Source organism: Anabaena sp. UHCC 0187 (assembly GCF_009712035.1).
Classification (GTDB): Bacteria; Cyanobacteriota; Cyanobacteriia; order Cyanobacteriales; family Nostocaceae; genus Dolichospermum.
Map to the genome: position 1 here is coordinate 1 of NZ_VILB01000022.1, position 10426 is coordinate 10426.

7 protein-coding genes and 1 pseudogene are annotated in these 10426 nt (G+C 38.9%); 6 read left to right on the top strand and 2 right to left on the bottom strand.

What is annotated here, in order from left to right; all coding sequences use genetic code 11:
* The first annotated feature begins 94 nt into the window (after positions 1-94).
* The 4 genes from gor to FJR11_RS20190 all read left to right on the top strand — a co-directional run bounded on the left by gor (position 95) and on the right by FJR11_RS20190 (position 4322).
* Complete coding sequence (gene gor / locus FJR11_RS20175; RefSeq protein WP_168506971.1) at positions 95-1474, top strand: glutathione-disulfide reductase; 1380 nt, start codon at positions 95-97, stop codon at positions 1472-1474.
* A 79-nt stretch (positions 1475-1553) separates the two neighbouring features.
* A complete protein-coding gene (gene dcm, locus FJR11_RS20180) occupies positions 1554-2480 on the top strand; it encodes a DNA (cytosine-5-)-methyltransferase (RefSeq protein ID WP_168506973.1) in 927 nt (308 codons plus the stop codon).
* 12 nt (positions 2481-2492) lie between these two features.
* Positions 2493-3122, top strand: coding sequence for a YqiA/YcfP family alpha/beta fold hydrolase (locus tag FJR11_RS20185; protein ID WP_168506975.1), 630 nt, complete (start codon positions 2493-2495; stop codon positions 3120-3122).
* Between the two features lie 60 nt (positions 3123-3182).
* Positions 3183-4322 (top strand): histidinol-phosphate transaminase, encoded by a 1140-nt coding sequence (locus tag FJR11_RS20190; protein ID WP_168506977.1) that lies wholly within the window; start codon positions 3183-3185, stop codon positions 4320-4322.
* Between the two features lie 17 nt (positions 4323-4339).
* Here FJR11_RS20190 and FJR11_RS20195 read toward each other — a convergent pair whose 3' ends face one another.
* Both FJR11_RS20195 and FJR11_RS20200 read right to left on the bottom strand, forming a co-directional pair.
* Complete coding sequence (locus FJR11_RS20195) at positions 4340-4882, bottom strand: hypothetical protein (protein WP_168506979.1); 543 nt, start codon at positions 4880-4882, stop codon at positions 4340-4342.
* A 287-nt stretch (positions 4883-5169) separates the two neighbouring features.
* A complete protein-coding gene (locus FJR11_RS20200) occupies positions 5170-5766 on the bottom strand; it encodes an N-acetyltransferase (protein ID WP_168506981.1) in 597 nt (198 codons plus the stop codon).
* A gap of 747 nt (positions 5767-6513) precedes the next feature.
* Here FJR11_RS20200 and FJR11_RS20210 point away from each other — a divergent pair.
* Positions 6514-9990, top strand: coding sequence for a response regulator (locus tag FJR11_RS20210; protein WP_168506984.1), 3477 nt, complete (start codon positions 6514-6516; stop codon positions 9988-9990).
* 81 nt (positions 9991-10071) lie between these two features.
* Positions 10072-10426: pseudogene (locus FJR11_RS20215) on the top strand (hypothetical protein); the annotation flags it as partial.

The window sequence follows — 10426 nt, forward strand, 5'->3', positions numbered from 1 at the left end:
GAGCATCCCAGGAGCTACGCTAGATTAAATCTAGGCAAGTTAACTATTCTGTATATAGTTCAATAGCCTATTTTTAGTTAAAAAGTAGAAATTTATGACTTTTGATTACGACCTGTTTGTGATTGGTGCGGGTTCTGGTGGGTTAGCAGCTTCCAAACGGGCTGCTAGTTATGGCGCAAAAGTGGCGATCGCCGAATATGATTTAGTTGGTGGTACTTGCGTAATTCGCGGTTGTGTACCTAAAAAACTCATGGTTTACGGTTCTCACTTCCCTGCCCAATTCCAAGAAGCCGCAGGTTATGGTTGGACTGTGGGAGATGTAAAATTTGACTGGGAACATTTCATTACATCCATAGATAACGAAGTTCGCCGACTTTCAGCCCTGCATATCAGCTTTTTAGAAAAAGCCGGAGTCACATTAGTTTCTGGTCGCGCTACCTTCGTAGACCCGCACACCGTCGAAGTAAACGGCAAAAAATATACAGCCGAGAAAATTTTAATTGCTGTCGGTGGTCGTCCCATTAAACCAGAGATACCAGGAATAGAACACGGCATTACCTCCAATGAAATCTTTCACCTGAAAACTCAACCCAAACATATCGCTATCATTGGTTCTGGTTATATTGGTAGTGAATTTGCCTGTATTATGCGCGGCTTAGGTTCTGAGGTGACGCAAATTATCCGCAAAGAGCAAATTTTGAATGGTTTTGATCAAGATATTTGCACCAGTATCCAAGAAGGAATGACCAATCATGGTATTCGCATTATCCAAAATACTGAGGTGACAGCAATAGAAAAAGTAGACGAAGGACTGAAATTAACCTTATCTGGAGAAAATCAAGAACCCATTATTGCTGATGTATTTTTAGTAGCCACCGGTCGCAGTCCCAATATTGAAGGACTGGGTTTAGAAAATGCCCAACTTGACTGTGTTCCCAGTTCTGAGGAAGGCCCAGGATACAGCACCTCAAATGCGATAACCGTCAATGAATATAGCCAAACTTGTCAACCCCATATTTTTGCCGTTGGTGATGTCACAGACCGTTTAAATTTAACACCTGTGGCTATTGGGGAAGGACGAGCTTTTGCTGACAGTGAATTTGGCAACAATCGCCGTGAATTTAGTCACGAAACCGTTGCCACAGCCGTATTTACCACCCCAGAAGCGGCTACAGTGGGTTTGACAGAAGCCCAAGCTAGGGCAAAATTTGGAGATGATAGTATCAAAATTTATCGGACTAGCTTCCGCCCCATGTACTACACTTTGCCAGGTAAGCAAGAAAAAACCATGATGAAGTTGATAGTAGATACCAATACTGATAAGATTTTAGGCGCTCACATGGTGGGAGATAGTGCCGCAGAGATAATTCAAGGTGTCGCTATTGCAGTGAAAATGGGCGCGACTAAAGCCGATTTTGATGCCACTGTAGGTATTCATCCTTCCGCTGCTGAGGAATTTGTGACGATGAGATAATTGTATTTTCTAGGGGTTTAGCAGTGCTAAACCCTGACAATTGTGATAGGTTTAGTTTGCATATATTTCATCAAAGTGAATGATCAAATTTATAGACTTATTTTGTGGGACAGGTGGATTTAGATTAGCAATTGAAAGGATTTGTGATAATTATAAAATTGATTCTAAATGCGTTTTTTCCAGTGATATTGATATAAATGCCCAGAAAATCTATTCAGAAAATTTTGGAGAAACACCCACGGGCGATATTACAAAAATTGATGAAAATGATATTCCTGACCATGATATATTATTAGGTGGTTTTCCTTGTCAACCTTTTAGCATTTGTGGAGAACTGAAAGGTTTTGAAGATACAAGAGGAACATTATTTTTTGATATTGCCAGAATTATTAAAAATAAACAACCTTCAGCCTTTATATTAGAAAATGTCAAACAATTACAAGGACATCAACAAGGGCAAACATTAAAAATAATTATTAATACATTAAAGGATTTAGGATATTATACAGATTATAAAATTTTGAATGCCCTTAATTTTGGTTTACCGCAAAAACGAGAAAGAATTTTGATAGTTGGGGTAAAAAATCAAACTCATTATCATAATTTTAATTGGCCATTAATCAAAATGCCCATGCAGCCTTTATCAGAAATATTAGAAAAATCCGTTTCTGAATTTTATTATGCTTCTGAGCAAATTAGACAAAATCGGTTACAAAAAGTCAAACCTGAGCAAAAATATCATCAACCCACAATATGGCATGAAAACAAATCTGGTAATATTAGTATACATCCTTATTCCTGTGCATTGAGAGCAGGGGCATCTTATAATTATTTATTAGTCAATGGAGAAAGAAGATTAACGGAAAGAGAAATGTTAAGATTGCAAGGTTTTCCTGAATTTTATAAAATAGTAGGAAGTTATCAAACTATGCGGAAATTAACTGGTAATGCTATCGCTATTCCTTGTGTGGCTGCGGTGATTGATGCTGTAATTAATGCAATATAAAATCCCCTAACTATGAATTATCTCTATCTTCATGGTTTCGCTTCTAGTCCAAATTCAGCCAAAGCCCAAGATATTCAACAACGATTATCACAACTTCAAATATCAATGTCTATCCCCGACTTGAATAATGGTGGATTTTCTGACTTAACAATAACTCGACAAATTCAACAAATTGCTGCGAAACTGCCTCTAAATTCTCAACCAGTTACTCTCATTGGTTCTAGTTTAGGAGGTTTGATATCTGCCCATTTAGCCCAACAATATTTACAGGTACAACGTCTAATTTTACTAGCCCCAGCTTTCGGCTTTTTATCCCACTGGTTGCCAAAATTAGGCACAGGATTAAAATTATGGCAATTAACAAAATATATGATGATTTATCATTATGGCTATAAACAATTATTACCCCTACATTACAATTTTGTTACTGATGCTCATCAATATTCAGAAGATTTATTACAACGTCCCCTTCCCACCTTGATTTTACATGGTAAACATGATGAAGTCATCCCTATTCAAGCTAGTCGCTCTTTCGCTATTTCCCGTCCTTGGGTAGAATTAATAGAATTCAATAGTGATCATAGCTTGGGCAATGTCAGCGACGAAATTTGGCCAGCAATTTCCTCATTTTGCCAGTTATAGTCAAGGAATTAAAAAGATACAAAGCAAATTATCTTCATGACAACTAACAACTAACAAAAAATGCTTAAATTCATTCGTTCCGATTTATCTCAACTTAACGCATATAAAGCTCACCCTGGCAGTGATAGTGCTGAACCTGTAGCTATTCAATTTGACCGATTAGATACTAATGAAAGTCCCTTAGATTTACCAGCCCAAATCAAAGAAAAGTTAGCTTTCACCTATCAGCAAGTTATTGAAACTAATCGTTATCCTGATGGTGGCCATGCAACTCTGAAAAATGCCATCGCTGAATATGTGAATGAATCAGCAAATCTAGCAAATTCAACTTTCACCGCTGATAATATTTCCGTTGGTAATGGTTCTGATGAACTAATTCGTTCTTTATTAATTGCCACCTGTCTAGGGGGAGAAGGTTCTATATTAGTTGCCAATCCCACCTTTTCCATGTATGGAATTCTCGCGCAAACTTTGGGAATTCCTGTAGTTACAGTAGGCAGAAATCAAAGTAACTTTGAAACTGATTTAGAAGCCGCCAAATCTGCCATTGCAAAAACAGATAATCCTCCTATTCGCGTCGTTTTTGTCGTTCATCCTAATTCCCCCACAGCTAATTGTTTAACAGCAGCGGAACTAGAATGGTTGAAAAGTTTACCAGAAGAGATGTTAGTAGTTATTGATGAAGCCTACTTTGAATTTAGTCAGACTACCTTAGTCGGTGAATTATTACAACGTCCTAATTGGATAATACTACGCACTTTTTCCAAAGCCTTTCGTCTCGCAGCTATGCGTGTAGGTTATTGTATCGCGCATCCGCAAGCGATCGCTATTTTAGAAAAAGTCCGTCTTCCTTACAATCTTCCCAGCTTTTCTATCATTGCTGCCCTCATGGCCTTGGAAAATCGGCAACTTTTACTAGAGTCAATTCCCCAAACCCTGACTGAAAGAACCAAAATGATCACAGCTTTATCAACACATCCAAACTTAGAAATTACACCCAGTGACACTAACTTTATTTACGTGCGTGTTAAAACCGATGACTCTCACTCACCAACTACAGTTTTAACAAGTCTCAACCAAAAACTTAGAAGTCAAGGGACTCTGATTAGACTTCTACCTAGTGGCTTAAGAATCACCATAGGTACACCAGAAGAAAACACTCGCACCCTAGAGCGAATACAAACAGCATTAAAGGAATAGGGAGTAATTGCTAGTGATTAATTGTCTGTATCAATACCTAAAAGGCGGACTATTGTGACAGTTTGTGGTAAAACACCCACCAACATAGCAAAAGCCTCATCGGGGATATCAGCTACTATTTCAGCGGGAAAAAATACTTCAAACTGATCAAGAATCTTTTGTACTCGCTGTTGAGCAACTGGACTCTCTGTAATTTGTTTGATTAAGCGAATCCATTGTCGCCTAATCAAGTAGGCTTTTTGACGATCTTCATGGGATTCAGGAGACAACAAAGATAGATTGCCTATGGGTAAAATCCCTTGGCAATCACTATCATAATCTCCACCAATCGCTGCTCCAGGTCCTGCAAACTCTGCATGGTATTCTTTAAAGAGTATTAACCCATTTCTTTTCCGACTATTAACCATGAGAACCTTACCACCATGAATCAGTTTGAGGATATCAGAGCCATTGAATTGCTCAGTTCCATCTGGCATGATAATTTGGTTAATAACACTATTTTTAGCGTAATAATTTGACACCATAGCGGTTTGATAGCGTCTACGCTTTTCGCTATCCATATTATGTTAGGTTTTTCACGATGTTGTTATAGATATGCTTTTTAAAGCCCGAATTACTGTTAAATTTACCGTCGTTAATTTTCCCTAGTTTTCAAGATTATTCTGAACAGTATAATTTATTTTAGGAATAAACACGCATTGTCCAGTTATTTTAATTATCCTATTCTATGGGAAGAACGCTATGTTGATCTCAAGCTAGGATAGTCTTTATTTAAAGTTTCTGTAAAGATAAATCATCAAATATGAAGATGGAAAGAAGGCAGCCCTATTCCCAATTCCCGACTAGACTATATATTTTTATGTAGTAATATCTGGCGGGAACGATTGAGAAAAAGAGCATTCCAAGGAGATTCGACTTTATACACCCGATATGCCAGCTTAAAATAAAGCTGACGAGCTTGATGATTGTTTTCCAACACATCGAGATATAAGTCCTGAAAACCCCATACTTGGGAGATTTGCTCGCAGCGAATCAGTAAGCTAGAAGCTATACCCAATCTCCGGTAACTTGGGTGAACAGCTAAATTAGATAAATAAGGGAAACCATGATTGACACTAGCCCAAGAATCACTGAGCCTGACACTCATTTCTATGGTTCCCATAATTGGATGATCTTTAGTGGCAGCATCAACAGCAACCAAACAAACATGATGGGGTGAGGGAAACTGGAGACGATGCTTGATATCTTCGTAAATGCCCACACGAAATAAAGGGAAAGCCCAACCCCATAAACCTTCCTGGGAGTGAAAGCTTTCAGCCACAATTTGGGCAATACTGATTAAATCATCAGGTGTAGCTACACGAATTTGGAGTTGCCCAACAGATAGAGTCCCAGGTTCTGGGCTTGGTTGGGGGTGGGTAGGGTAAGAAAACCAGGATTTCAAAGCTAGTTGGGGGATGAATTTGATTTAACAAGATATTTTCCCAGTATCTTTGCCAATCATAACTGAATGGTATCTTAAGAAAACAATCAGTTAATAATCATGTAGCTGGGATAACTCACCATCAAGGGAGTAAAACCTATCTAAATGAAATATCCTAGCGCATTAGAGCTAAAAATACCCCTAATTGGCAACTAGAGAGACTGGTACTATAGGTACTGAGTAATGGATACTGGGATAAGAACCTTTGAAGAAGGAGTCACCGAGTCACAGAGTCAGAATGAAGAAGGAATAAAAATACTCAATCCTTCATGGACAAGTTACCTAAAACTACGACTTGCTTTAGTATTATTTCTAATTGCTAAATTAGAAACAGGTATTTGTTTAATAGTATACTTTGGCTGCAAGTCAGATTGATGTATTATTAATAACGCTACCATGACCACAAAAAATAAAATTGCCGGAAAAGTATGAGTACAAATGCTGAAATGGATAAACTTAATGTATAGCTTCATGCCAGATACTTGCCAGCCTGACAGTAATTTTTTTGATCAGCAACTACTTGCAGGGGTTAAAATCCAAAATAGTGGGTAATTTAGGTGATGAAATCTCCCATCCTGCCCTATCCTTAGTCATGTAGCCAAACAAACAGTTAATGGTCGAAATAACCTGCTCTTACCTGACTTATACATATCCCTACTTGAACATTTTATTCTTTATCCGACTGCCATTGCAGCAGCAAAGCGGTGCATGATATCACAAGCAAACAGTAAGCCGAAAATTTTGGTTGTTGATGATGAACCCGACAACCTTGACTTGCTCTATCGTACCTTTTATCGAGACTATAAGGTGGTCAGGGCAAATTCTGGACCTGCGGCGCTGGAACTACTGGCGCGAGAAGGTGATATTTCCGTTATCATCTCCGATCAGCGGATGCCAATGATGAGTGGTACAGAATTTTTAAGCCTCACCGCTACCCAATATCCAGATATTATTCGCATTATTTTAACTGGCTACACCGATGTTGAAGACTTGGTAGATGCCATTAACGCGGGCAAGGTATTCAAATACGTAACTAAACCCTGGGAATCGGAAGAACTCAAAGCATTAGTTCGTCAAGCTATGGACACACACAATGTCCTCAAAGCCAGAACTAGGGAACTTACCCGCACACTCCGTCAAGAATCCCTGCTGAATACAATCACAAATACGATTCGCAGCGCCCTGGACTATCGGCAAATTTTACAAACTATTGTGGATACAGTAGGCCATATTTTAGCGGTAGATGTTTGTTTATTGCGTCCTTTCCAAGACGAACAGTTGGCAGATGAAGGATTTATTTATCAAAAGTTGATTACCCCTAGAGAAAATGGAGAACAAGAGGCTTCAGAAGCAAGAAGTATTTCTCTGCCTATGTTGGTGCAAACAGTGTGGGAAACCCGCGAATTGCAGGTAATTAATAACGTCAACGATGATGAGCGCATTCACAGCGATGATGTCGGCAATAGTCGTGCGGATGCTTTTGCTGCTGCTAATATTTGCTCTAGTTTAGTTGTTCCCCTGATTTGGCAACAAAAATTGATGGCTGTATTAGCTCTACATCAGTGTTCCCAGTCACGGATTTGGGGAGAAGATGAAATCCAGTTAGTTTTGGTTGTCGCAGATCAAGCCGCTTTAGCCTTATCCCAAGCCTATGCCTATGATCAGGTGCGGGATTTAGCCAAGCGTGAGGCTTTGATTAATACAATTACGAGTGCTATTCGTTCTAGTCTTGATCCAGAAGATATTTTTGCTGCCATTACTCAACAGTTAGGACAAGCTTTACAAGTTGAGGCCTGTGTGCTGTCGTTATGGACTCTCGAAGATGAATTTGTTCATTGTGTAGGCTTGTATGATAGTTCGGACAATATAGAAAATTCCTTAGAAAATTATCACTCTTTACATCATCAATTGCCTGATTCCCAAGTCAGAATTCAGGATAATCCCATTTTGCAAGAAATATTGCGGACACAAGAACCTGTGGTAATTCCTGATATCACCCGTTGTTCCGCTGATGTTCAAGGTTTTGATTTGCCTTTGAAAATGCCAGTGCGATCGCTCATCGTTGTCCCTTTACTGGCTGATGGCAAATGTATTGGTAGTATTACTCTCCGGGAAGGTAATAAAGCTAGACGCTGGCTATCTTCAGAAGTTGAGTTAGCTAAAGCAGTCGCATCCCAAGCAGCGATCGCCGTACAACAATCACGCTTGTATCAAAAAACCCGCGAACAAGCAGAACGCTTACTAGAACTAGACAAGCAGAAAACCGAATTTTTCCAAAATATCTCCCATGAATTTCGGACTCCCATCACCTTAATACAAGGCCCTTTAGAGTCCGCAGTCAGTACAGGTGAAGGTTTATCCCACTCTCAAAGTATCATCGCTCTCCGGAATTCTCGCCGATTACTACGTTTAGTCAATCAACTCCTGGATTTACAACGTCTGGATGCGGGGAGAATGCAACCCAGTTTCCGTCCTTGTGATCTCGTCGAATTTATTACCCAAATTGTTGACTCTTTTCGTCCCTATTGCGAGAAAAAAGGACTTGAAGTTAATACAGATTTGCTTAACTGTCCCACTGTCTACTTGGATATAGAAAAATTTGACAAAGTGGTTTATAACCTGTTGTCAAATGCTATGAAATTTACTCCCGAACGGGGGACAATCACAATTAGACTAACTGCAACAGGTAATTATTGCATCTTGCAAGTTCAAGATTCAGGGATTGGGATTCTTCCCCAACAAATTCCTTATCTATTTGACAGATTCCGTCAAGCTGAAGGTTCAGAAAACCGCAGCTACGAAGGTAGTGGTTTAGGTTTATCCCTCGTTAAAGAATTAGTAGAATTACATGGGGGTAATGTCAAAGTTGACTCAGTTTATGGACAAGGTACAATCTTTACCTTACAGCTTTTAACCGGTTCATCTCACTTACCCACAAACCAAATATTAAATACTGCCGCTGATTTAAATATCAGTCGCGCTAGTGTGGAATTAGCTGATTTAGAACAAATTGATTTAGATATAGACCTTTTTGAACAGAAAACAGACTCATTAGCAAATCTAGAAATTAAAGATTCTCAACTTCTGAGTATTACAGATCAAGGGACTGGACACTCGATTTTAGTTGTTGATGATAACCCCGATTTACGAGTTTATGTATCGGATATCTTACGTCGCAACGGTTATAAAGTTGATACAGCCCGGAATGGTAATGAAGGATTTCTGCTCGTACAAAGAATTAAACCCAGTTTAATTATCACCGACTTAATGATGCCCGTGGTGACAGGACTGGAAATGATTAAAATGATTCGCAATGAGGAAGATTTAAAAGGAATACCCATTATTCTCCTGACAGCAAAAGTTGATGAAGAAACCCGGATTCAAGGCACAGAAAAAGGTGCAGATGCTTATTTAGCTAAACCTTTTAATGATCGGGAACTTCTCGCAGAAGCACGCAATCTTTTAGCTTTGAAGGAAAATGAAAAACGCATTTTGGAATTAAATTCTTATCTCACAGAATCTGTACTCAGCCGATTTTTACCCACTGCATTAGTCAGAAAAGCTGCTACTGGAACTTTGACGCTAGATTTACAACCAGAACCCCGGTTGGTGACAGTTTTATTTAGTGATATTGTTGGTTTTACTCAGCTATCTAATACCCTGAGATCCCGAAAAGTTGCCGAAATATTGAATGAATATTTAGAAGCCATGACTAAAGTTGTGTTTGAAAATGGCGGCACAGTAGATAAATTTATGGGAGATGCTATCTTAGCTTTATATGGAGCGCCAGAAGACCTCACACCCAATGAACAAGTTAGACGTGCTATCAATACAGCTAGAGCTATGCAAAGATCATTGATAACATTAAATCTTCGTTGGCGATCGCAAGGTATCTTTGAAACAGATGGCCGTGATGGCTTACAATTTCGTTGTGGTATTCACCAAGGTACGGCTGTTGTGGGAATGTTTGGTAGCGCCGAGCGTGCTGACTATACAGCCATTGGTCCGAGTGTAAATATTGCCGCCCGCTTGCAAGCTGCCGCTGTTCCTGGTACTATCCTAGTTTCTGCTGCTGTGGCAGACTATTTACAGGAAGAAGAAATTACCAAAGGTAGTCCCTTAGAACTAAAAGGTATTGATGAAACAGTTCTGACTTTTGTGGTGACATCAGAACCTTGTAAATAATTAATTTGGGATCAGGGTGTGGAAAAGAAGAACACAGAAGTTCCAAAAGTTTAGGAAAATCCTCCTAGGGAAAATCACACCATGATACCAACGGTTACAAATCATCATTCAAATAATAGTTTAATTACATCTCAAAATTTAAGACGACATCCTGATCCACCTTGGTTATGGATTCTTGTATCTATTGGTTCAGTGTCTCTTCACTTGTTAGTATTTTGGTTAATGCGTTCATCTGATAATTTTAAACCTTGGTTTCCTGAATCTAACCAAAGTTCTATTCCTATTGACTTCATTGAGATTTCTTCTGAACCAAAATCTAAAATTAAACCACAATCTTCTTTTTCACCTTCACCAAAATCAGCACCTATTACACCCAGTAATCAAGATGATAGTGAGATAATTTCTCAGGTTAATTTACCACAGCAGGATAATATTC

Coding starts and splice junctions, on each gene's coding strand:
- gor (WP_168506971.1), top strand. CDS start 95: ATGACTTTTGATTACGACCTGTTTGTGATTGGTGCGGGTTCTGGTGGG.
- dcm (WP_168506973.1), top strand. CDS start 1,554: ATGATCAAATTTATAGACTTATTTTGTGGGACAGGTGGATTTAGATTA.
- FJR11_RS20185 (WP_168506975.1), top strand. CDS start 2,493: ATGAATTATCTCTATCTTCATGGTTTCGCTTCTAGTCCAAATTCAGCC.
- FJR11_RS20190 (WP_168506977.1), top strand. CDS start 3,183: ATGCTTAAATTCATTCGTTCCGATTTATCTCAACTTAACGCATATAAA.
- FJR11_RS20195 (WP_168506979.1), bottom strand. CDS start 4,882: ATGGATAGCGAAAAGCGTAGACGCTATCAAACCGCTATGGTGTCAAAT.
- FJR11_RS20210 (WP_168506984.1), top strand. CDS start 6,514: ATGATATCACAAGCAAACAGTAAGCCGAAAATTTTGGTTGTTGATGAT.